We start from the raw sequence: 23010 nt of genomic DNA, 5'->3' as shown, positions 1-23010 counted from the left end.
TATGGATCAATACGATATAAACGAAATCGCCAAAATGGAAAATAATTAACCATAAAGTAATAGTTTTATATAACAAGTAGATTTATAAAGAGGATATATGTGTGATAAATGAATATATGCAGCTCATCATACTGAATAATATGTGAACTGCATCTCAATTCTACTGCAAAGAGGGATTAAGCATTTTCTCCAATGAAACCACCTGTTTGGTGTGCCCAAAGTTGCGCATAAATACCTTTTTTCGCTAATAACTCTTGATGTGATCCCTGCTCTATCACACGGCCTTCATCTAAAATAATTAAGCGATCCATTGCAGCAATCGTAGATAATCGGTGCGCAATGGCAATCACTGTCTTACCATCCATCAATTCATTTAAGCTATCTTGAATTGCCGATTCAACTTCAGAATCTAACGCAGATGTTGCTTCATCTAAGACGAGTATTGGCGCATCTTTTAATAGTACCCGAGAAATTGCAATACGCTGACGCTGACCACCCGAAAGTTTCACCCCTCGTTCACCAACTTGTGCATCGTAACCTTTATTACCGAATGTATCTGTCAGGGTTGAAATAAACTCATGTGCACATGCTTGTTTAGTCGCTCGAAGCAATTTAGCTTCACTTGCCTTGGGATCACCATACATAATATTGTCACGAATCGTACGATGCAGTAAGGATGTATCTTGCGTTACCATGCCTATTTGACCGCGTAAGCTATCTTGCTGAACATCACTAATTACCTGTCCATCAATCTTAATCGAACCTGACTCTACATCATGAAAGCGCATTAACAGATTAACTAAGGTCGATTTACCCGCACCAGAGCGGCCCACAAGTCCTACTTTTTCACCGGCTTTAATCTTCAGGTTTAAATTCTCAATAATGCCCGATGCTTCACCGTAATGAAAACTGATATCATCAAACTCAATTTCACCCGCTGTGACTGCAAGTGGTTTCGCATTGGGTTTATCTTCAATCTCTATCGGCTTCGCCAGCGTATTCATGCCGTCAATAACGGTGCCCATGTTTTCAAACAATCCACCGATTTCCCACATGATCCATTTTGACATACTGTTTAGACGTAGAGCCAAGCTAATAGCCACCGCAATAATACCGACACTTAAACTCGCGTCTAACCACAGCATGATCGACATTGCTGCGACACCAAACAGTAATAAGTAATTTAATAACTCAACACAAAAAGTAAAACCCGTCACTAAACGCATTTGTTTATGCACAGTAACGAGGAATTCGTCCATGCCTTCTTCTGCATATACCATTTCACGAGAGTTATGTGAGAACAGTTTAACCGTGGTGATATTGGTATAGCTATCTACTAATCGCCCCGTCATCATTGAACGGGCATTGGCTTGTTCTGTTGATATTTTTTTTAGTTTTGGCACAAAATATAGCTGAATCGCCACAAAACCAAAAAACCACACCAACATAGGTAACATCAATCGTATATCTGCTTGACCAATCATGGCTAGCATCGCGATAAAGTACACCGATATATATACCAATACATCCAGTAGTTTCATGACTGTTTCACGTACAGACAACGCAGTTTGCATTACTTTTGTTGCGATACGTCCGGCAAAGTCACTCTGGAAAAAAGACACACTTTGACGCAGTAAATAGCGATGAGCCATCCAACGAATAGACATTGGATAGTTGCCTAACAATGTCTGATGCATAATCAGCGAATGCAATAATACCAGAAGTGGCATGCCCACTAATATCAGCGCACTCAGTCCCAGCAAGTTAGTGCTTTCTTCTGCTAGAAAACTTTCCGGATCATGATTTGATAACCAATCGACCAACTGGCCCATAAAACCAAACAGCGAAACTTCGAGTATCGCAATCATTGCGCTTAACACTGCCATCGCTAATAAAGGGGATTCAAAGCCACGCGTATAGTATCGACAAAAAGCAACCAAACCTTGCGGCGGTTGCTCTGGTTGATGTTTCGGAAACGCCGAAGACTGTTTTTCAAAAAACTTAAACATAAGGGATTATTATCTGAGCAAATTAAAGACCCCCTTATATTACTACGTAATTGATAAAGTTCGTAGTATGGATAAACAGAACAGTAAAATACCGCAGGATTTAATGCGACAAAATACGTAAAACAAAAGGTGTAAATTATAGTTTACGAATTTAATTTGCACATTTACACTAAATATATTGCAACAAGCCCTATAAAATAAGTAAACTCGCTATTCCTTAAAGGTTTATGGATATTTAAGGACTTTATTGTAAACATAAGTTTACAGATTTAAGTTGTATTCCGTAATGGAATTGTTTATGACTGCGAATAAGGCTTTATAACGTGAATAAAATACTAGGAAGTACCCTGATTATTGCTGGCACCGCGCTTGGTGGCGGCATGCTAGCTCTGCCCCTTGCTTCTGCGGGGTTAGGTTTTTATACATCTGCATTTTTGATTGTCGCTAACTGGGGGCTGATGACGTACACAGCCTTACTGATGTTAGAAATTCATCAGCATGCAGATCAAGATGCAACACTGAACTCGCTTGCGAAAAGCTTACTGGGTAAACCCGGTCAATATCTCGCGACATTTGCTTCTTTCTTCCTATTTTATGCACTTTGTGCTGCTTATATTGCAGGCGGCGGTTCGCAGTTAACAAATAAGATTAATGATTTACTGAATGCAGAGCTAACACCACAGTTTGGTGCCGTATTGCTAACTATCATCATCGCAACTGTCGTTTCAATTGGCACACATTCGGTTGATATCGTGAATCGAGTTTTGTTTAGTGTGAAAATTATAGTATTAGCACTGACGCTGAGCTTATTATTCCCACACGTAGAATCGATTCACTTATTAGAAATGCCAGTGCAACAAGGGTTATTATTATCTGCGTTACCTGTTATTTTTACTTCGTTCGGTTTTCACGGCAGCATTCCATCAATCGTACGTTATGTCGGTATTGATATTAAAACGCTGAAGAAAGTAATGATCTGCGGTGCATCAGCGCCACTTGTTATCTACCTTTTATGGCAAGTAGCAACACAAGGTGTATTAAGCCAAACAAATTTAATGGCTAATAACTCATTAACTAGCTTTATTGAATCGCTAAGTTCAGTGTTACAACAGCCACAGGTAAGCCAATCAGTATCTGTATTTGCAGACCTTGCGTTAGCGACATCATTTTTAGGCGTGAGTTTAGGTTTATTTGATTTATTATCAGGCATGATGAAACGCGCGAATACAAATATCAATGGGAACAATAACGACAATTACGGTAAATCACATCGTATCAAAACAGCCCTAGTGACATTTTTACCACCACTGGCTTTTGCATTGTTTTACCCACAAGGTTTCATTACAGCGCTAGGTTATGCAGCCATTGCTTTGGTTATTCTTGCTATTTTCTTACCTGTTGCCATGGTATCAAAACAGCGTAAAGCACAAGCAAGCGGTTATAGAGTAATTGGTGGCAACCTGACACTGGTACTTGCAAGTTTGATGGGTTGCTTGATTATTACATCGCAGTTTTTACAAATGGCGAATGTGATCCCTTCTGTTGGTTAGTTCGTTAACCAAAACTAACTGAAAACAAAAAGCCCCACTGTAATGCGTTAACATTGCAGTGGGGCTTTTTACTTCCAAGTCTTACACAGGAAACTTAGATTACTTCTTCTTCCACTGACCCGGAGAAGATTCAATAAACTGACCTTTCTCAGTCATCGACATTGCTTTTTTAGCTGCGCGCGCAGAAATAGCTTGAACAGATACTTTATGCTTGGTTGCTAATTCTTGATATTTCGCTTTACGCTTATCATTTACTGTTTTAACTAACGCATTCACTTCACTACTTGGTTTCACTGCGCCAAGGTAGCCATTCGTTTGCTCACCAACTAACCCTGATTGCTTTGCTGTCTGTAAGTCAATCGCCTGTACCGAAAAAGACATCGCGAATAAAATAATTAAGGTTGAAAAAATTCTTTTCATTGTAATCTCCATTTTGGCTAGAATAACTCATCGTCGCTAAATACATCATCTAGCTCTTTATCCACTTTCACTTTTATCTCATGATCAATTTTCACATTTAAGTTAATCACAATCGGTTTATCGGGAACTGCTAGCTGTACTGTCGGCGTACAACCAGCAATAAGTACAAGTAAACTTGCACTAAATAACAGTGCTTTCATATTATATCCTTATGGGTTATTCATTTTATCAAGCGCATCATACATCGAATCATTAATTCTTAAACTACGAAATAGCTGCAATATATTTTCTTCGTGAGAATAGTTAAATTCAATCGGACGCTCCACACTGGGATTACGTCCTTTAATGTTAATTGTTAGTTTAGTTTCTCCGCTTGGCTTAAAGTTCACATCACTGTGTAAGCGATCGTAATGCAGGTTTTCTAATAACTCCAACGCATAACGTAACTGCGGCTGTGTTAGTTTCAACTGGTCTATTGTTACATTATCCTTAATTTGAATAACGCCCCCATCACCTTGCTGCTCTATCGTTCCATCAGTGATAGATAAATCCTTGCCTTGAACGATAAATGGTAAATCAGCCTTTAATAACCCAGTCACATTTACACCTGGAACTTGATATAATTCAAGCGCCTCTGGTAAAGATAGATTGCGAATATATAACTGACCAACAATATGATCAAAATCAGTAATTAACAATGGTGCAACGGACACAGTACCCGAAAAAATTTCCGCAGAGGCATTATCAACGGCAACTTGTAACTGCTCATTCGCAAATAAAACCAAGCCAGAAACATTCACATTATGCACAATAGGGCCGACATTCACAGATGAAACAGCACTATTAACCTGACAACTTGCGTTTAATGATGCTGCTATATCAGGATCAGCCGCACTTACTTTACAACGCCATTGGTTATTAATGTCAGTCGCGCTAAAGTCATTAAAATCGCTGCTGTCTGCTGTCATCTCACCGACAATATTGGCCGATAAATAAGGACTCCCTTCATCTAAGTTCAACGTATAGTCAACTCGATTAGTAACAGATGCAGGTAAGTACAGCCCTGTTGGCAACGGGTATTTATTTATAATAAAAGAGGGAATCGTTTGTTTTGGTACCTGCCAATAACCTGTTACTTTCGTCGGTAGTCGATTCGACAAACTAACGGTATTGTTACTTGTTAGTATCGCATCATCTAATTGCCAATCCGAATTAAGTGCCACTCGATGTTCACTAAACTGCATTTGATGCTGGGCAGTTAATCGATTAATCTTATCGTTTTTCTGGTATCGGTTATTAAATAGTGTGGTAGAAAAAGCGCTATCAAAAGGTTGAATCTTGTTATTTTCAATCTGAATTGTTGTCGGTTCAAGTAAATGAATACGAATATCATCACTCGATATATCTGTGTATTTAAACTTTTGAGCTGTGATGCTGCCCGTTTTAATTGCCAACTCAATATTTGCCGATGACACAGTAGGATTTATGCTTACATGCCCTTTTGCAGCCATCTGCACTGGAGTCGGTTGCAATACATCACTAAAATAGCGGCTGTTCGTCTCCGCTGAGAATGCCCAATGAGCTTGCCAAGATTGTGGGGTCAATTTCAACTCATCAGCTTGTGTGACTAACTTGCTATCAGACATTAATGCAGTAAGTGCAAGTGATTTCGATTTTACCAGCCAGTTCTCCACATCTCTATCTTGTAGTCTCACCTGTAAAGACAAAGGTACCTGTGGCGTGATCACGATAGGATCAAGTACTGGTGATACGCCCTGCTGAAACGATTGGCAAACACTACTTGCTATTTTAAACAGCGCACTCAATTGTGAACAATTATCTACTGATAGCGTCATAGGGCTGATATTCACCAAATTAACGTCTATTTTCTCTGGTAGCCAACCTTTATTATCCTCTACTAAGGTCGTGTTTAACGAAAGTTCTGCATTCATGATCGCGGGGATCTGCGCATAGGTTAGCCCTCCGTCAGTAAGCAATACCTGTAATGCTATACGATCTGTTTTTTGCGGGTCAAGTACTAGCTCAAGTTGCACATCGCCTGATAACGACATGTCAATATCAGGTAAGACTCGCGTGATTAGCGCATTCGTCTTAGCCAAGTCTGTAGCCAAGCGCGCTTTTAATATTTTACTATCACTCGTTTGACTATCACTTGCCTTGCTAGATCCAGTACTGCCTGAGGTTTTTAGCCCATAGCTTAATTGAGTCGTCAGCAACTGCTGGTCTTGTAACCACACAGAAAAAAGAAACTCAGAATAAGAGTCAGTATAACGAAAGTCGATATTTTTAAAATCGAGTGTATTTAACTTTAATTTTTTTGACTCTACTTTACCGAATTCTAATTGACTTAATAATTGTTCTTTTTCAAAGGCAAAGTCAGGTAGGTTATCACCCTGAATTGTTATATTGGTAATATGGAGATCGGGTATCCAATAAGGTAACTCAGGGATTACAAGATTGACTGGCGTAGCTTTCTTTTTATTACCTTGCTCTTGAGTCGCTTGCTCAAGCTGTAAATAATCAACGTCCACTTTAAGTTGTTCAAGGCTGATGCTGTCGACAAAAAAAGGCTGGTTGAAATCAAACTGTATTGTAAATCCCGCGAGTTCTTCGACTTTTACACCATAATTTGTCGAAAAATGATTAGTGGCATGAGTCAGAATACGTTCACGATTCATAAATGTGGTCACGACACTTAACATCACCAATATAGATAGACCTAAAATCCAAAATATTACCTTGTTCGATGATTTTGTTGTTTGTTTCGGTGTCGACATTTAGGAAAGAACCCTCATCAATTTAATTATCTATTCGATAGAGATATCCTGAACTACAAAGGTTCTCAAAGCAAGTACACTCCATATATATACCACTGTAAAACAATAGATTAAGTATTTTTAGCATCCGTTATCATATGTATGTTTATTGATTTCTGTTAGATATCTTACTAATTAAACATTCGCCTTTAATTGCAGGCTACAGTTATATACTATTCACTTACATTTAATAACCCTAAAGTGTTAGCATGAAGCAGCGTGGATTTACCCTTATAGAACTGGTCATTGTCATCATTGTACTTGGCATATTAGCCGCAACGGCTGTACCTAAGTTTATTAACTTACAAGACGATGCAGAAAAAGCGACGTTAAGCGGATTTGCGGGAGCATTAACGAGTGGTATTGATGTCATTAGTGCTAAACACGAATTAGAAGGGCGTCCAGGTCATTTGCAGTTTAATTCTCCGCTTTCTCCAGTAGGTTATTACAACGTCGGTTTTCGTTCATTGACAGGCTCCGCGATAGAACACTACCCTGCTCCAGCCTCAGAACATTTCTGTGAAGGTGTTTGGAACACAACAGTTGAAGGAGCTGTAGCAAAAGAATCTAAACTTGCGAACGATGACACAGACATAACTGTTACGGTGAAAGTTCAAGGTTATGCGCTACGCTGTAATTATAAATATAAAGATATTGGATCTATTTATTATATGTCAGGTGAAGGGAAAATATGTATTCAATACGAGGGTGATAATATTCCTGATACCTGTAATATATAGCGCTATCAGAATAATAACTTTAGAAACGACATATTTAAATGGCAAAACCGAATAAGAAAGGTCCAACGCAAACTGTTGAGATATTTTGCAGTAAATGTAAAACACTGCTATTTAAGTACCGTAAAGGCGGTAAAGGTAGTCTGGTGAAATGCTTTAAAGAGCGTATCGTGACAGACTACTGTGAAACGCCCTGCACTTGCCCTAAGTGTGAGCAAGTATTTGCAAGAGATACGCTAATTCGTGGCACACCGGCTTATAAGATGGTCGGTGGCAAGGTCACGATGAAATAATTAACGTCGATTCCCCCTATTCTACGAGTAAATCTCACCTCTAAACTCAACTTGGGTTAGATACAAACGCATTTCAAATTCAAGTTGATGGTAATCTGGCAACATGTGTTCACAAAGCTTGTAGAAAGCTTTGTCGTGATCCTTAAACCTGACATGGCATAACTCATGTACTGTAATCATTTGTAAAAAGGCTTCTGGGCAACGTCTAAAAATATCACTAATCCTAATTTCATTTTTACTCTTTAGTTTATTGCCCTGTACTCTTGATACAAAGGTATGTAAACCAAGAGCATTATTCACTACATGAATTTTAGGATCGTAAATAATCTTACTGATTGGCGATGATTTTTTTAGGTAATTATTTTTCAATTCCATTACATATGCCCGCAATTGCTTATCATTCGTTACTGAATGCGTTTGAGGGTATTTAGTTAATAAGAATTTACCAAGTGTATCTTGCTCTAACATCAGTTTGACTTTGCTTTTGACTTGATCTGAATAAGATGAGAGGTATTTAAGTGCGGTTGAATCTATTTTTGAAGCAGACATAAGTAAGATTAGATACTGATAATTAAGATGAGCAGTATTTTACCCGATCCACTTTACCTTATCTACTCTGTTCTCGCCCTCCAATCTATAGCTGAATAACCTATCTAAATAAGCAGTTGATCAGTATTCGATATACTTTTACAATGACCCTTTTATTATTATGGATGAACAATCATGTCATCAGATACTTTAGGTACTAGCGCTGTTTATAAGCGTATGGAACAAGGCTATCGCGAAAAAGCACTTAAGTTATTCCCATGGATATGTGGCCGCTGCACACGCGAATTTGTTTATTCTAACTTAAGAGAGTTAACGGTTCACCACATGGACCATGACCACAGTAACAACCCAAATGACGGTAGTAACTGGGAACTACTCTGCTTATATTGCCATGACAACGAGCATTCAAAATACACTGAACAAGATCAATACGCGACAGAAGTTGAAGCGGGTGATAACAACCAAGAATCAGCGACTTATAATCCATTCGCTGATTTAAAATCAATGTTTAAAAAATAACATCTGATTATTGATCTTAATTATCTATACTAAAAAGCCGTGATTACATCCCACTAACAGGAGATAATCACGGCTTTTTTAACTTTAATATCTCTATCAAGGTACTTAAGACATCGCTTTAGAAAGGCTGATTAACCATAAACCACATCTGCGCATCATTTTCACTTTTCGCGTAATCAATACGAACCAGTACACCTTCCACATTAAAACGTAAGCCTAAACCCGCTGTCCATTTTAAATCGTCATGTAACTCAGCCATATCAAAGCTATCTGCAACCTGCCCTGTTTCAACAAATGCAGACCACTGCCACCAAGGGAAATCATAAAATGGTAGATTGTGTAATGGTTGCCAATGTGGTTTCACACGATACTCAGCGCTATAAGCAACAGCACTACGGCTATAAAATTGACCTGATGAATAACCACGTAATCGGTTAAAACCGCCCAACTTAACACCTGCAAATGCGGGTGGTCGGTGCTTATTATCAAGACCAGTACCACTATCCCATGTTGGAGTATCTGCAAGGTAATAGTTAAATGCTAACACTTGTTCTTTAAATAAGATGTTCTCATCAAACGGGACAAACGCACTTTGCTCAAGCTCCCACGTTGTCCAACTGTTACGCTCGTCATCACCAAAATCGCGTCTAACAGTGAAACGAGTTTGACTACCCGACTCTGTGTCGCCAATGCTGTCACGATTATCCCAGTTAAATTGAAGCTCTAATCCTTGCGCATCACTTGGTAACTCTGTGTAACCAGTGATCTCACGCTGTTGCTTAAATGGTGTAATGTTAATACTCGTAACACCAGACGTAAGCGGATTAAATTCAATCTCGCCACGTTGTTGAACTAAACTACGCGCAGCACCATTAGCGCCGAGGCCCCAAGGTAGAACATATCGAGCATTCAAACGTAATGATGATTCAAGCCCTTCAGCTATAATTTCATCTGTTACGCGGGTATCACCCGGAGCTCTTGTTGTTGGTACATAATAGATACCATTACTAAAATAGCCACGATAATACTCTGTCGAAAACAACCATTGTTTCAAGCCTGGTAATGCGTAGTTATTAAATGAAATAAAACCAATATTACTGTCGTTATCACTGTATAAACCAAGACCGAATATCGATGCCTGTGGCTGTCCAGCATGTTTAATAATACCGGAGACACCAAGGGCTGTACCTAAGGTTTCAGTTGATATGATGAAAGGAACCGCTGCGACTTCAGCATCAAAATTAGGTCTTTTCGCTGTGCTGTCTGCTGTAGTATTACCGCTGCTATTACCGCTACTATTATCGGCACTAGTCGCAGTACTTTCTACTGCACTTTCTACCGCACTCTCGACTGCACTTTCTTCTACACTATTTTTGATATTATTTTCTACAATATCTTCTGCACTAACCTGACTTGTCATCAGTAATGCACTACATAACAGTGAGGTGCAAATATTTTTATATGACACTAATACTCCAAACAGTAATAAAGATCGACATTAATAAAAATGTGATTCGGGAAGATAGCCCAAATCAAGCTATTTGTATACGATAATAAAGTATACGACAATCACATAAACCTAATTCATTATAAAATATAGTCAATTAGGTTGGTTTCTATAATATTATCAATGCATTAAAATCGTTCTAGCTCTCACATTATTAAACCCATGATGAAGACTATTATATAAGACTCGTGATATAGAATAAGTTCAATGGTATAGAATAAGCTCGTGGTATAGAACAAGCTCAACGGTATAGAACAAGCCCAGTAATATTAAAATAATCCAGCGGTATAAGCATAGGTAGGTTAATTGTGAATAAGAATATAAAGCGAATCGTCATCAAGGGGTTTTTAAGTTTATTCATTATACTAAGCGGTTTGTACTCTACTGCGAGTATTACAGCCCCCCTATCCTATTGGGATAAGAGTAATGAATCAATGTTGCAAGATGTTGACCATAGTCAGTGGCAATATATTTTGACCCGCTATTTAATCACAAGTAAAAATAACACGCAGATTAACTTATTTAACTATCAGCATGTCACTAAAGCCGATAAACGAATCCTTAAACAATACCTTGCTAGACTACAACAAATCGACCCGTTACAGCACTCAAAAATACAGCAACAAGCTTATTGGATTAACTTATATAACGCCCTGACAGTACAATTGATATTAGATAACTACCCAGTTAAATCGATTACTAAACTCGGTAAACGTTTCTTTTCTTTTGGTCCATGGGATGATGATGCAGCAGTCATCAACGGAAAAACGCTAAGCTTAAATGACATTGAACATGAAATACTGCGCCCTATTTGGCAAGACCCACGTATTCATTATGCTGTAAACTGTGCCAGTTATGGTTGCCCAAATTTATCTGCAACCGTGTTTACTGGCAATAATACTGAGCAACTTTTAACTGCGGGTGCATATGCTTATATCAATCACCCAAGAGGCGTGAAAATTAAAGGAGGTGATCTCGAAATTTCAAGTATTTACAAATGGTATTCAGAAGATTTTGGCGATGATGATAATGCCTTAATTGAACATCTAAAACGCTATGCGAATCCAAGATTAAAGCAGGCTTTGATATTATTTCAACAAAGCCCTGGTGATATAGATTTTGAGTATGATTGGCGTTTAAATCAGCCTGAATAATTTGTATATTATAGCGATTCATCATACATGAATCGCTATCGGGATTATTGATGCGTCGTTACACTGCCATTATTACTGTCATAGCGGATGTACAATGATCGATTACTAGTACGTTGATACTGACAAACACCTGCTGGTTCTTTCGGCTGGTTATAATCGCCATATACAGCTGTAAAATCGTCATTATAACCACTCGATTTATCTATCTTACTGCCACCAGTATTTAAGATTGTATTCCAAAGTGAAATACAATCATCTCGGTTATCTGTTTTAATTACACTGTCATTACCAGTAAAGCTTTGCGCGGGCCAACCTGTGTCATTAAAATCAATTTTCCCTTCATCACCTGTGCCGTAAAGTGGAATATCATTATTTGATTCACGATCAGTTGGTGACCCCATAAGTATCCACTTGCTATGAGCAAGGTTAACCGCACTTTTCAATGCCCCAGCCGTGCCTTCGACAACCGCTATATCCGCATCATCAGCAAGATTAATAAATCGTGGAAGCGCTGTAGCAGACAAAATGCCAAGCACGATAATAACAATAACCAATTCTATAAGGGTAAAACCACGTTGTAGCGTATTCAAAATTATAAACCTTTAGGGCTAATCAGGAGGACAATTATAGAGTAAAAAGCCTAGTTGTGTATCACTTTATTAACTATTATTCTGTGTACTTTCGAAATAATAACTAATTCGGCTTCGTGGACTTAAGTATTCATGAATCCGTTCCGGTAATTTATCAGGTTTTATAACGCCAGTAATCGATAGTTCCCGCTCTTCCAGATCGATAATGGGCGCTTCTGCACGTGGTATTTCTGGATCGTAAATAAGGATATTTGGATACAACAATCGGTCTGAATTTACTGACAATACCATGCCTATTTGTTCATTCGATAATCGTACAACACTGCCGGGGGGATAAATACCGAGAACCTTAACTAAAAGCTTTAAGTCATCTTGATTATATTTACCGGCACTGCTTTTATATAGCCATGACAATGCATTTGATGGTACGCGTGCTTTAGCGATATCATTCGGATGACACAAGGTATCGTATTTATTTACCACACTAACAAGTTGTGTGAATGAATCAATTTCACTTCCTGATAAACCTTGTGGGTAACCACTACCATCTAATAATTCATGGTGTTGAGAAATAATCGACTTAGCCGATTCTGGAAACGTATCTACAAGATTAACAAGATCAAAGCCATATTTAGGGTGTAAATTTAAAAAATTCTGCTCTGCGCTCGTAAGCGCCGTTTTTTTACGTAATATCTGTGGTGGAATTTTTAACTTGCCCATGTCATGAAATAGCGCACCCATGCCAATAGCCTTTATTTCATCCGCGCTTAAATTTTTCATTTTAGCCAATAGCATAGCCAATACAGATACGTTTAGTGAATGATAATAAATACTTTCATTTTCTTTTGTTTCACTCATCAAGTGTAAAACAATATGTTCTTCTTTTAATAACGACTCAACCATATCACCGACCAGTTGCTGAGCTTCGTCAATGGCATTAAGTGGTCGACTGCTCAGTTTCACCATCACTGAACGAACTTGAGTCATCGCTGATTGAAAGTTTTTTTCTGTTTTTGTTATTTTACGGCGATGGCTTTTTAATTTTTCTATTCGGTCTTGTTTACGTTCCCACAATTCACGCTTAATTCCTTCAAGATCAACATTCGACATATCAGAAGGTTGAATTTTAAATTCAGAATTTGGCTCTGGTAGAGGTAAAAGCCCATTATCACTGCGCTGCGGATAAACCGTGACATGTGAGACGCCAAGTTTACGGATAAGGAGAAGTTTTTCTTGAGTGTCAATTTTGAAATTATTGAACATGAAGGGGTGATCACACCAGCCCAAGGGTAATTTTACATAATTCCCTACTTGGATACGATCCACAGTAACTTTAATACCACTCATAATAAACCACAAACCAAAATAGACAGGATATCTTAGTAGAATGACTCTATATTTTAAAGTTCTTTTATATTACAGATGAATAATAATAGTATTAGTTGATTATCATCACAGCTTTACCCCATTTAACCTCGCTATTATTCTTCTATTTCGAACAATAACAGGTGTTATCACATGTTTTATAATAATACCTGTTATAACAAGGCATGTTAGTGCTGTTTATTCCAGTCAATACATTGCTGTAATGTGATGCCTGAACCACCAAATATATCGAGCGCACTGCCTATCGTTAAATCGACCTTACCATTTGATAATTGATCGACCAAAATAAGATCATCGATGCATCTTGCACCACCCGCATAAGTAACAGGAATAGTCGTATGCTGACCCAATAAAGTGACGAGTTCTTGATCTATACCATTCTGCAGCCCCTCTACATCAGCCGCATGAATCAAAAATTCAGCACAATGCTCAGATAGTTGTAACAAGGTTGCTTCATTAATAACGGTACTTGTCACTGTTTGCCAACGATTAGTTGCAATATTCCATCCTTGCGCCGTTTTTCGGCAGCTAAGATCTAAAATTAAGTGTTCTTTACCAATCAAGGCTTTCAACTGCGCGAGTTTATCCCAGCTAAATTCATCACCATCAAATAGATAGGATGTAACAATAACGTGAGATGCGCCTGCTGCTATATATTTAGCCGCATTCGTTAAATTAACACCGCCACCAAACTGTAACCCTTGGGGCCATGCCGCTAATGCTTTTAATACTTCCGCTTCATTATTTGGGCCTAACGCAATAACATGGCCACCGCGTAAATCGTTCTGGCAATAAATGTCAGCATAATAAGCAGCATCATACTGACTAATAAAGTTAGTTGCTGCACCTTGGTCATTCAAGCTACCGCCAACTATTTGTTTTACTTTACCTTGGTGTAAATCGATACAAGGACGAAACTGAGTCAAAACAACACTCCTCTGTTTAAAGACCAAACGATCAAATCCTGATCGTAACTGACATTTTTAGTACTACAGTATAACCATAATATCCCGATAAAGTGGTGATTTTAAACATCTAATATTAAAAAACTATTTAACAATAGCAATACCAGTCTAGAGTTAACATTCTAGTCGTATCGCCATGATTATATGTTACCCTGTTATTGGTAATACATAAGTATTAGGGCTAAACAGGAGCTAGGTTTGCACAAGATAAAATTATCACTGACAAATTACACTGCAATCGCATTCTCAACATTTTTATTCATCACTGTCAGTGTCTTAATTACCGTCAGCTATAATCGAATGTCACAGATGGCTCATGACACGGTGTCACTACAATTTCAACGTTATGTCGAAGATATTTACACCTCTGTTAGCTATAAATACAAACCGATTACCCAATTATTTGGCTACCTAAGTACGAGTTCAGATTGGGATAAGAAAAAAGCAACTGACATTACCTTAATCAAATCAATTGATCTTGCCCGCTACCTTGCTAATGACCCCTTAACTAACTCCATTTATATGGGATTCCCCAATGGTGATCTGCTCGGCGTTCACAAACTCACGACTAAAACACAACAGTATTATTATGATGCACCGAATAATGCTGAATTTGTCATCGAGAGATTAGAATACCAACAGAAAGAAGCCAATAAGCTTGTCCGTGTTTATCTCAACACTAAATTCAAGACAATCAGTACTACCGTTAACAGCGACTCTTCATTAAACGTGATCGAGCGTCCTTGGTATAAAATTGGACAAAACAGCCCTCAATTAGTACCAACGCCTATCTATAAAGACTTAAGAACAAATGAAGATTCATTAACATTGGTTCAAAAGCATCGATTTTCAAATATCGTTATTGCAACGGATCTGAATATAAACACGATAATTGATAGCCTAAAAGCGTCCGAGCTCACCCATGATGCGATCCGAGTATTATTCGGAGATAAAGGTCAATTCGTCGTTTATCACAATAATGACAGTCGTTTTTCCAATTTTAATCAGATGTCTGATAATGACTTAGGCGACCTGTTACAAAAAGACAAGTTTAAACAAGTTGTTAAAGATAATATTAATAAAAACAAGCTATTTTCTTTCAATTTTAAAGGCGAAGAGTGGTTAGCTCAAACTCATAATATTAGCTTTTTACAACATAACAACGCCCGCTTACTTATTGCTGTACCAAAGAACAGTATTCTCGCACCATCAAAAAAGATGTTGCACGAAAATATGCTCATGCTGGTTTCAATCGGTCTTTTATTTATTCCCCTAAGTTGGCTGTTTGCAGGGGTATTAACGCGCCCTCTTCGCAACCTATCAATACAAATAAAACAAGTGACGGCACTGGATGTATCAGAAACAGCGACTGAAGTTTCTAGAATTAAGGAAATTGCCGAGCTGCAGTTATCAACCGCTAAAATGCGTAAAACACTTGATGACTTCCTACGCTTACTGACAATGCTGTCCAACGAGCAAGATATTCATAGCTTATTAGAAAAAACCTGTTCAAAAGCAAGTGTCATGCTTGATGCTGAAAGTGCGTTCGTATATTTGAAATCTGAAGAAGACGGTAATGTTCTCGAACCTTTTATTCTACATACAACAGACGACAAGTTAGATTCGGATATTAAACATTGCCCGATACTATCAACATCATGGCCTTATCAAAAATTAAGAAGCAACGTCAACGTTAAAGACATTCAATTTAATATCATTCATCCGATGTTAAAAACAGCGTTAATTAATGCAAAAATACACGCAGAAAACAGCACTGTTTACACTTTAACTATCCCATTAATTGATCGTGATAATAATATTATTGGCTTACTTGGTTTTAGTTATAGCGAATGTCTTGAAGGTGAAAAACTGAATCATATTCTTGGTGTTGCAAAAGCATTATCAGACTTTGTTTCGTTATCATTCGAAGGGCAAAATTTAATCGCGAAACAAAAAGAATTACTTAATTCATTTATCAAGCTGATAGCAGGTGCAATTGATACTAAGTCCCCTTATACAGGCGCTCATTGCCAGCGAGTCCCTGAGTTAGCAAGTATGTTGGCTGATGCAGCATGTAAATCAACACAAACACAGTTTGCAAAATTCAACCTTAATTCAGATGGCTGGGAACAGCTAAATATTGCTGCTTGGTTACATGACTGTGGCAAGGTAACAACACCTGAATACGTCATTGATAAAGCGACAAAACTAGAAACAATCTACAACCGTATTCATGAAGTAAGAATGCGATTTGAAGTATTAATTCGGGATGCACAGATTCAAGCACTAACTGCAATATCTCAGGGTGAAGATGCGAAGCAAACAAATCAAATCCTTGCTGACAATATACAGCAGATTGAATCTGACTTCGCATTCATCGCGCAATGTAATCTGGGGGGTAACTTTATTGATGACAACACAGCTTCACGCATAGAGCAGATCTCGAAACAGACGTGGTTACGTTATCTAAGTGATGAGCTTGGCCTTTCCCCTGCAGAGCTTGCACACAAAAAGAGAAAAAAACCAATAGCCTTACCTGCAATGGAACAAGTGCTAATTGATCGCACTGAGCATATGGTTGCACATATTGATAATTCACTAGAACTCGAAGCGCATTTACGTTTCAACATGAAACGCCCACTACATCGCAATAATCTCGGTGAGTTATACAATCTAAAAATTCAACGAGGCACAATTAACACTGAAGAACGCTATACAATTAATCACCATGTAATTCAAACAATTACAATGTTAGAACAGCTCCCATTACCACCACATTTAAGCCGTGTACCCGAAATCGCCGGAGGCCATCACGAACAACTGAATGGGCGTGGTTATCCACGTGGACAAAAAGGTGATGAAATAGCACTCGAAGCAAGAATCCTAGCCATTGCAGACGTATTTGAAGCGTTAACAGCCAGTGATCGCCCTTATAAATCAGCCAAATCATTAAGTCAAAGTATCAAAATACTTAGCTTTATGAGTAAAGACAAACACATCGACACTGAATTATTTAAGTTATTTTTAAGTTCAGGGATTTACCTTGAATACGCACAGAAATATCTAAAACCAGAACAAATTGACGACGTTGATATTTCAGAGTATCTATAAAATCGCATGAATCTGCTTCACGATTCAATTTACAATAAGGTAAATATAATAACTTAAAGTACTTAGTGTAATAGACTGTAAATATCCTAGCCAGTAAGTGGTACAACCAGAGATAATTTAAAAATCAACGCTTAATATTACTCACTCGCTAGGACACAAGATGAAACACAAAGGATTTACCTTAATTGAATTGGTGATCGTCATCATTGTATTAGGGATTTTAGCCGCCACCGCGGTACCAAAATTCATCAATATACAAAGTGATGCCCGAATATCCACTTTAAAAGGTGCTGAAGGAGCTATATTATCGGCAAATAGTCTCGTTTACAGTAAAGCCGTAATACAAGGTATCGAGAATAGCAGTGGCGCAGTTTCTACAGGCGGTAGTTCACTGACAAGATTAGCGCCTGAAAACAGTATCGATACGGTTAAAGGTAATATTGTCATGACTGCTGAGAATTTAAAAAAGGCAATGACAACGACACTTAACTTAGTAAACCATACGAAAGATGGTGGCGTATTAGTTTCTATTGATAAAAATACAATGGCTGAGATAAATGATAGTCAGTGCTATTTATTGATTCAGAGTGATCCAACAGAAGGTACACTCTATTTTAATGAAGACTTTTCAGGCTGTTAATTCGTCATGATAACACGGGTACTATATCTATAATGAAGATAGTACCCATCATAATTCATGTAATAAAAACCAATTTATATTAGTCTTTATAGACTGTCGTTGGTCACAAACTCAGCACCGTATAATTGCAGTACTTCATCCCCTTCTACTAATTCCTTTTCAAACGACAACCCTAACTTATCTAATAACTTAATACTTTTGATATTTTCTTCCGTTGTAATTGCAACTAATCGCGTAATACCCAAATAATCTTTAGCATAGTCAACAACCGCTTGCGTTGATTCGAGTGCATAACCGAAACCTTCATACTCAGGATGAAAACCATAACCGACGTCGATATCATCTAACGAATCTCGTTTGATTAGACCACTAATGCCTAACGGAGTTAAACACCCTTTTAACTCGACCAAAAATAAGCCAAAGCCTTTCTCTGAATACATCGCCCGCGGACCTGTTCGAATATAAGCTTGAGCATCGGCAATCGTTTTCAAATTCCGATCACCGATATATTTTATAAATGTCGCGGTATTGAATAATACATGGATAAATTCAGCATCACTTTCTTCGATATGACGAATGTTTAGTCTTTCAGTTTCAAGTATTTGCACAAGCAACCTCAATATTTGAATCTTAAATGAGGTTTAATAATAGCAGTCTCATCCACAGAAAAATATGAAGAACAGCGCTATATAGAATAATTCGAGGTTTGGAGTATTTGGAGTATTTGGAGTATTTGGAGTATTTGGAGTATTTGGAGTATTTGGAGGTATCGTACTGCAGAAACTAAAACGCCATCTATAAATAGATGGCGTAATATTTTGAATTCCTAGATATTAGTAACCTAAATGTCTTGGGTAAGTGAATTTTGTATTATATAAATCACCAAAGATTGGAGTTGCAGGTACTGAATTTTTCATAGGTCTCACCTTCTAAATCATTAATCAAAAATTGAACCACATGGCTCAGTTGATCTCGGTTCCCTGGAGGCGGTTTAACGGACTCATCCTTTGAGCATTTCTTTATCTTCTCGAGAAGATGTGACCAATGTAACATAAAAACATGCAAAGGCAAGCTTTCATTTGAAACAAATCACATAATCAAACAAATAATATTGCTTTATCCGGAATCCATTTATCTTCAATGCCTACATATTGGTAATCATAATTACATATTACGACGGTACTTCCCTCCCACCAGATACAAGACTTCGGTCAATTGCGACAAGCTAGCAAAAGGACAAGCTTGCGTTAATGCTTCAAAACTATTATTCCCTGACAGTAATGCCGATTTCATCGTGGTTAATGAAGATTCCCGTCGCTGCTGGTGCTGCTGTTTAAACTGGTTATTTGCTTCTATCTGCTGTTGTTTCTTTATATCTGAACAACGTACTAATTGTTTATTAGCTTGTTTCGAATCTGGTCGATGATGACTACCACCCACTTCTCTGGACATGCAATTAACTCCAACCATATCTAACTTTGCAGCGCCTTTTAATTTTTCATAGTACATACTTTGCTGTTGGATTTGCGTTCGTTGATACCCTGTTTCAATTGCACCTAATACACCACCTCGACGTGCTAAACGGTTAAATTCAGCATATACCGCCTCTTCGACCAAATCTGTTAGTAGCTCTATAACATAACTACCTTGCAGCGGGTTTTGATTTTTATTAAGGCCAAATTCACGATTAATAATGGATTGAATTGAAAGAGCCCGATAAACCGAATTTTCCGTAGGGGTCGTTATCGTTTCATCATACGCATTGGTGTGTAGACTATTGCAGTTATCACAAAGCGCATAGATAGCTTGCAAGCTCGTTCTAATATCATTTAAATCTATTTCTTGAGACTGCAAGCTACGGCCTGATGTTTGAATATGGTATTTCAATTTTAGGCTACGTTCGTTGCCGTGATACACCGACTTTAATGTGCGCGCCCAGATCCGTCTTGCCACACGACCAATAACCGCATATTCAGGGTCCATCCCATTACTAAAAAAGAAACTTAGCCTAGGCGCCACATCATCAATATCTAGCCCCTGTGCAAGGTAGTACTCCAATAACGTAAATCCATTCGCAAGCGTAAAAGCAAGCTGAGTAATTGGGTTCGCTCCAGCCTCACCGATGTGATAACCGCTAACGGATACCGGATAGAACTTGGCAATATCGTTCGAACTAAAATACCCCTGCATATCAGCCATTAACTTAAGTGAAAAATCTAACGAAAAAATACATTCATTCTGTGCTATTTCTTCTTTTAAGATATCAGCTTGTAACGTCCCTCTTACTTTATTGTAGGTGCTATTTTTGAGCGCCATATACTCATTATTAAGCCCAAGTAATTCAACCATAAGAACTTGCCCTGATATGTCTAATAAACTCAGTCCTAAACTATTATGCCCATCGGGTAATTTACCTCGATACGCAGGGCGCTGCTTAGTTGTAACGCCACAAGATGATAAGTAAGCTTTAATCTGGCGATTGGCCTTTGGCCATAACTTCATTTGAGTTAAATACAACTCAACTTGCTGGTCTATTGCGGTATGTAAAAACCAAGCCATAAAGATAGGCGCTGGACCATTAATCGTCATCGACACAGAAGTCGCGGTATCACACAGGTCAATACCAGAATAAAGGATTTTCATATCATCAAGGGTTGCGATAGACACACCCGACATCCCAATACAAGCAAACACATCGGGACTTTCAGCAGGATCGTGTCCATATAAGGAATTAGGATCAAATGCGGTAGACAGTCGTATGGATTTTTGACCTTTAATCAAATAATGAAAACGCTTATTGGTATCTTCGGGCAAACCTTCACCCGCGAACATACGCGTCGGGTCTTCATCATTATGCCGAGTAGGAAAAACACCTGCGGTATAGGGAAATTGACCAGGGCTATTTTCGTTAAGCAAAAAGGCAGTAATATTATCCCAGTGCTGCTCGTTTGGTTTAGCAATATGTGGGAGCACAGTACCGCTTAAACTGATAAAGTGATCGTGATGTTCACCATAAGATTGATGAGAGCCAATCGTATCAACGCCCTCTTCAATGCGTTTAATCGCGAGTTCATCGGCATCTCTAAACCAAGCCAATAAAGCATGGCGAAGTGGTACCGTTATCTGCGTCAATAATTTATTATAGCGTGCTCGCAACGGTGGTAATAATACCTTGAGTGATGGTTCTGTGACTAAAAAACTATCAGCATCAATATCATCCTCTAAATCCGCTTGTGGATAACGAACTAATGGGGACGGTAAACAAGGATCACCTAGGTCATTGAGCATTTGATAACTACAGTGCAGCTGACGGACCTGTTCTATTTGTTGCTCATTCTGTTCTGCTAACTGTAAATAATGCTGGTAAATAGACGTTAAATATTCTGGATTTTGCAACTGCAATCGACTTTCTGTCAGCATCCAATCATAACGAGGATAGTTAATTAAGGCTTGTTGGTAGCAATTCTTTAGTGACGGCTCTGCTGAAAAAGGCAGTTTCTCAATCAGGAATGCAATAAAGCGGCTGAAACCATGATCATTATAATGGCTGGCAACCATCGGAAAAATAGGTAGTTCATTGCTAGCTACATCTTCATTTTGCGTATTAAAGCGCAGTTGTTGTTGAATATCGTTAAACGCATCTTCGCTGCCTTGTTGATCTGCTTTATTCAATACGACGGCATCAGCAAATTGTAGCATCTCTATTTTTTCTAGCTGACTGCTTGCGCCATAATCCTTGGTCATTAAATAAAGACTAAAATCGACCATATCAACAATCGCGCTATCACTTTGACCAATACCAGCAGTTTCGATTAATACTAAATCAAAACCATGCTTAATGAGCATAGGTATACACGTTTGCAAAGATTGACTCACTGACGTATTCGCTTGCCGTGTGGCTATCGAACGCATAAACAGACGGTCATGAGGTAATGTATTAATGCGAATACGGTCCCCTAATAATGCCCCCCCGCTTTTTTGCCAACTCGGGTCAACGGCCAAATACGCTATATGTATATCTGGATAGAGCTGCAGTAAAGTATGTAATAATTCATCTGTAAAAGTACTTTTACCCGCACCACCAGTCCCGGTAATGCCCATGACCAAAGATGTTTTAAATTGCGAGTTGGGAGCATTAGCACCCGCTTTATTTTTGTCTCCTCTACGACACTTAACCTCACCTTGTTCTATCGCGGTCATCAGCTTACCTAAATACAACTCAGTAACAGGCTCTGTTTTATCGATAGTTAAATTAGTTTTGCTATCTCGATAGGATTTAATATTCACTAAACGCTGTAGTAAATCAGAGATCATCTCTTCTAAACTCAGTGGGTCAGCACTGGTATAGACCCGTGAAATACCTTGTTCTTCGAGTGCTGATGCTTCTTTAGCTGTAATCGTCGCACCACCACCGACAAATATCGCTGGATTAGCACCAGCCTCTTCTAATCGTGACAATAAATAACCAAAATAAGGGTTGTGACCGCCTTGATAAGAGCTCATTGCAATGGCATCAACATCTTCCTGCAAGGCCGCTGTCACCACATCATGAACAGAGCGATTAATACCAAGATGAATAACTTCAACCCCGCGAGCTTGTAATAACCGTCGGACAATATTTATCGCGGCATCGTGGCCATCAAATAAACAAGTCGCGGTTAAAATCCGTAAGGGGTATTTAGTTGAAGTCGTCATCATCACTCTTCACTCCGTTAGTTATTCATATTAATGCCATGTAATTAA

At 38.4% G+C, this 23010-nt stretch carries 18 protein-coding genes; 7 read left to right on the top strand and 11 right to left on the bottom strand.

Going from position 1 to position 23010, the window contains the following annotated elements; all coding sequences use genetic code 11:
• Positions 1-176: 176 nt before the first annotated feature.
• Positions 177-2009, bottom strand: a complete 1833-nt coding sequence (locus HWV00_RS08855; RefSeq protein WP_211685724.1) for an ABC transporter ATP-binding protein — start codon at positions 2007-2009, stop codon at positions 177-179.
• A 380-nt stretch (positions 2010-2389) separates the two neighbouring features.
• Between HWV00_RS08855 and HWV00_RS08850 the strand changes: the two genes are divergently transcribed.
• Positions 2390-3559, top strand: coding sequence for an aromatic amino acid transport family protein (locus tag HWV00_RS08850; RefSeq protein WP_255555026.1), 1170 nt, complete (start codon positions 2390-2392; stop codon positions 3557-3559).
• 99 nt (positions 3560-3658) lie between these two features.
• Here HWV00_RS08850 and HWV00_RS08845 read toward each other — a convergent pair whose 3' ends face one another.
• From HWV00_RS08845 to HWV00_RS08835, 3 genes are read right to left on the bottom strand one after another with little or no spacing between them, the layout of a single operon-like run.
• A complete protein-coding gene (locus HWV00_RS08845) occupies positions 3659-3979 on the bottom strand; it encodes a YdbL family protein (RefSeq protein ID WP_211685722.1) in 321 nt (106 codons plus the stop codon).
• 17 nt (positions 3980-3996) lie between these two features.
• Positions 3997-4179, bottom strand: coding sequence for a YnbE family lipoprotein (locus HWV00_RS08840; protein WP_017219822.1), 183 nt, complete (start codon positions 4177-4179; stop codon positions 3997-3999).
• A gap of 9 nt (positions 4180-4188) precedes the next feature.
• Positions 4189-6777, bottom strand: a complete 2589-nt coding sequence (locus HWV00_RS08835) for a YdbH domain-containing protein (RefSeq protein WP_211685721.1) — start codon at positions 6775-6777, stop codon at positions 4189-4191.
• Positions 6778-7025: 248 nt separating this feature from the next.
• Here HWV00_RS08835 and HWV00_RS21580 point away from each other — a divergent pair, with 248 nt between their 5' ends.
• Entirely contained in the window at positions 7026-7556 is a 531-nt protein-coding gene (locus tag HWV00_RS21580) for a type II secretion system protein (protein ID WP_211685720.1), read from the top strand.
• 38 nt (positions 7557-7594) lie between these two features.
• Complete coding sequence (locus tag HWV00_RS08825; RefSeq protein ID WP_211685719.1) at positions 7595-7846, top strand: hypothetical protein; 252 nt, start codon at positions 7595-7597, stop codon at positions 7844-7846.
• 21 nt (positions 7847-7867) lie between these two features.
• Here HWV00_RS08825 and HWV00_RS08820 read toward each other — a convergent pair whose 3' ends face one another.
• Positions 7868-8395 (bottom strand): YgjP-like metallopeptidase domain-containing protein, encoded by a 528-nt coding sequence (locus HWV00_RS08820; RefSeq protein ID WP_211685718.1) that lies wholly within the window; start codon positions 8393-8395, stop codon positions 7868-7870.
• A gap of 174 nt (positions 8396-8569) precedes the next feature.
• On the opposite strand from HWV00_RS08820, the gene HWV00_RS08815 reads away from it, so the two are divergent.
• Complete coding sequence (locus tag HWV00_RS08815) at positions 8570-8914, top strand: YajD family HNH nuclease (RefSeq protein ID WP_211685717.1); 345 nt, start codon at positions 8570-8572, stop codon at positions 8912-8914.
• Between the two features lie 118 nt (positions 8915-9032).
• Here the strand turns inward: HWV00_RS08815 and HWV00_RS08810 are convergent, their stop codons facing one another.
• Positions 9033-10382, bottom strand: a complete 1350-nt coding sequence (locus HWV00_RS08810; protein WP_211685716.1) for a BamA/TamA family outer membrane protein — start codon at positions 10380-10382, stop codon at positions 9033-9035.
• A gap of 347 nt (positions 10383-10729) precedes the next feature.
• Between HWV00_RS08810 and HWV00_RS08805 the strand changes: the two genes are divergently transcribed.
• Positions 10730-11575 carry a DUF547 domain-containing protein gene (locus tag HWV00_RS08805; RefSeq protein WP_255554981.1) on the top strand — a complete coding sequence of 282 codons (846 nt, stop codon included), beginning with the start codon at positions 10730-10732 and terminating at the stop codon, positions 11573-11575.
• Between the two features lie 44 nt (positions 11576-11619).
• Here HWV00_RS08805 and HWV00_RS08800 read toward each other — a convergent pair whose 3' ends face one another.
• The 3 genes from HWV00_RS08800 to hisA all read right to left on the bottom strand — a co-directional run bounded on the left by HWV00_RS08800 (position 11620) and on the right by hisA (position 14477).
• Positions 11620-12165 (bottom strand): prepilin-type N-terminal cleavage/methylation domain-containing protein, encoded by a 546-nt coding sequence (locus HWV00_RS08800; RefSeq protein WP_211685715.1) that lies wholly within the window; start codon positions 12163-12165, stop codon positions 11620-11622.
• A gap of 69 nt (positions 12166-12234) precedes the next feature.
• Positions 12235-13512 (bottom strand): HD-GYP domain-containing protein, encoded by a 1278-nt coding sequence (locus HWV00_RS08795; RefSeq protein WP_211685714.1) that lies wholly within the window; start codon positions 13510-13512, stop codon positions 12235-12237.
• A 206-nt stretch (positions 13513-13718) separates the two neighbouring features.
• Positions 13719-14477 carry a phosphoribosylformimino-5-aminoimidazole carboxamide ribotide isomerase gene (gene hisA, locus HWV00_RS08790; protein WP_211685713.1) on the bottom strand — a complete coding sequence of 253 codons (759 nt, stop codon included), beginning with the start codon at positions 14475-14477 and terminating at the stop codon, positions 13719-13721.
• Positions 14478-14714: 237 nt separating this feature from the next.
• Between hisA and HWV00_RS08785 the strand changes: the two genes are divergently transcribed.
• Together HWV00_RS08785 and HWV00_RS21575 are read left to right on the top strand one after the other, a co-directional pair.
• On the top strand, positions 14715-17627 hold the full coding sequence (locus HWV00_RS08785; protein ID WP_211685712.1) for an HD domain-containing phosphohydrolase: 2913 nt from the start codon (positions 14715-14717) through the stop codon (positions 17625-17627).
• Between the two features lie 160 nt (positions 17628-17787).
• On the top strand, positions 17788-18267 hold the full coding sequence (locus tag HWV00_RS21575) for a prepilin-type N-terminal cleavage/methylation domain-containing protein (RefSeq protein WP_211685711.1): 480 nt from the start codon (positions 17788-17790) through the stop codon (positions 18265-18267).
• 86 nt (positions 18268-18353) lie between these two features.
• Here the strand turns inward: HWV00_RS21575 and HWV00_RS08775 are convergent, their stop codons facing one another.
• Entirely contained in the window at positions 18354-18875 is a 522-nt protein-coding gene (locus HWV00_RS08775) for a GNAT family N-acetyltransferase (RefSeq protein WP_211685710.1), read from the bottom strand.
• 556 nt (positions 18876-19431) lie between these two features.
• The gene (locus tag HWV00_RS08770; RefSeq protein WP_211685709.1) at positions 19432-22965 is read right to left on the bottom strand and encodes a methylmalonyl-CoA mutase family protein; all 3534 of its coding nucleotides are present in this window, start codon (positions 22963-22965) and stop codon (positions 19432-19434) included.
• Positions 22966-23010 lie beyond the last annotated feature (45 nt).

It is taken from the genome of Moritella sp. 24 (genome assembly GCF_018219155.1).
GTDB lineage: Bacteria > Pseudomonadota > Gammaproteobacteria > Enterobacterales > Moritellaceae > Moritella.
Note: the sequence above shows the minus strand (reverse complement) of the source record. Positions and strands in the feature narration are given on the sequence as shown.

Coding starts and splice junctions, on each gene's coding strand:
- HWV00_RS08815 (WP_211685717.1), top strand. CDS start 8,570: ATGTCATCAGATACTTTAGGTACTAGCGCTGTTTATAAGCGTATGGAA.
- HWV00_RS08770 (WP_211685709.1), bottom strand. CDS start 22,965: ATGATGACGACTTCAACTAAATACCCCTTACGGATTTTAACCGCGACT.
- HWV00_RS08840 (WP_017219822.1), bottom strand. CDS start 4,179: ATGAAAGCACTGTTATTTAGTGCAAGTTTACTTGTACTTATTGCTGGT.
- HWV00_RS08795 (WP_211685714.1), bottom strand. CDS start 13,512: ATGAGTGGTATTAAAGTTACTGTGGATCGTATCCAAGTAGGGAATTAT.
- HWV00_RS08850 (WP_255555026.1), top strand. CDS start 2,390: ATGCTAGCTCTGCCCCTTGCTTCTGCGGGGTTAGGTTTTTATACATCT.
- HWV00_RS21575 (WP_211685711.1), top strand. CDS start 17,788: ATGAAACACAAAGGATTTACCTTAATTGAATTGGTGATCGTCATCATT.
- HWV00_RS08835 (WP_211685721.1), bottom strand. CDS start 6,777: ATGTCGACACCGAAACAAACAACAAAATCATCGAACAAGGTAATATTT.
- HWV00_RS08820 (WP_211685718.1), bottom strand. CDS start 8,395: ATGTCTGCTTCAAAAATAGATTCAACCGCACTTAAATACCTCTCATCT.
- HWV00_RS08845 (WP_211685722.1), bottom strand. CDS start 3,979: ATGAAAAGAATTTTTTCAACCTTAATTATTTTATTCGCGATGTCTTTT.
- HWV00_RS08825 (WP_211685719.1), top strand. CDS start 7,595: ATGGCAAAACCGAATAAGAAAGGTCCAACGCAAACTGTTGAGATATTT.
- HWV00_RS08855 (WP_211685724.1), bottom strand. CDS start 2,009: ATGTTTAAGTTTTTTGAAAAACAGTCTTCGGCGTTTCCGAAACATCAA.
- HWV00_RS21580 (WP_211685720.1), top strand. CDS start 7,026: ATGAAGCAGCGTGGATTTACCCTTATAGAACTGGTCATTGTCATCATT.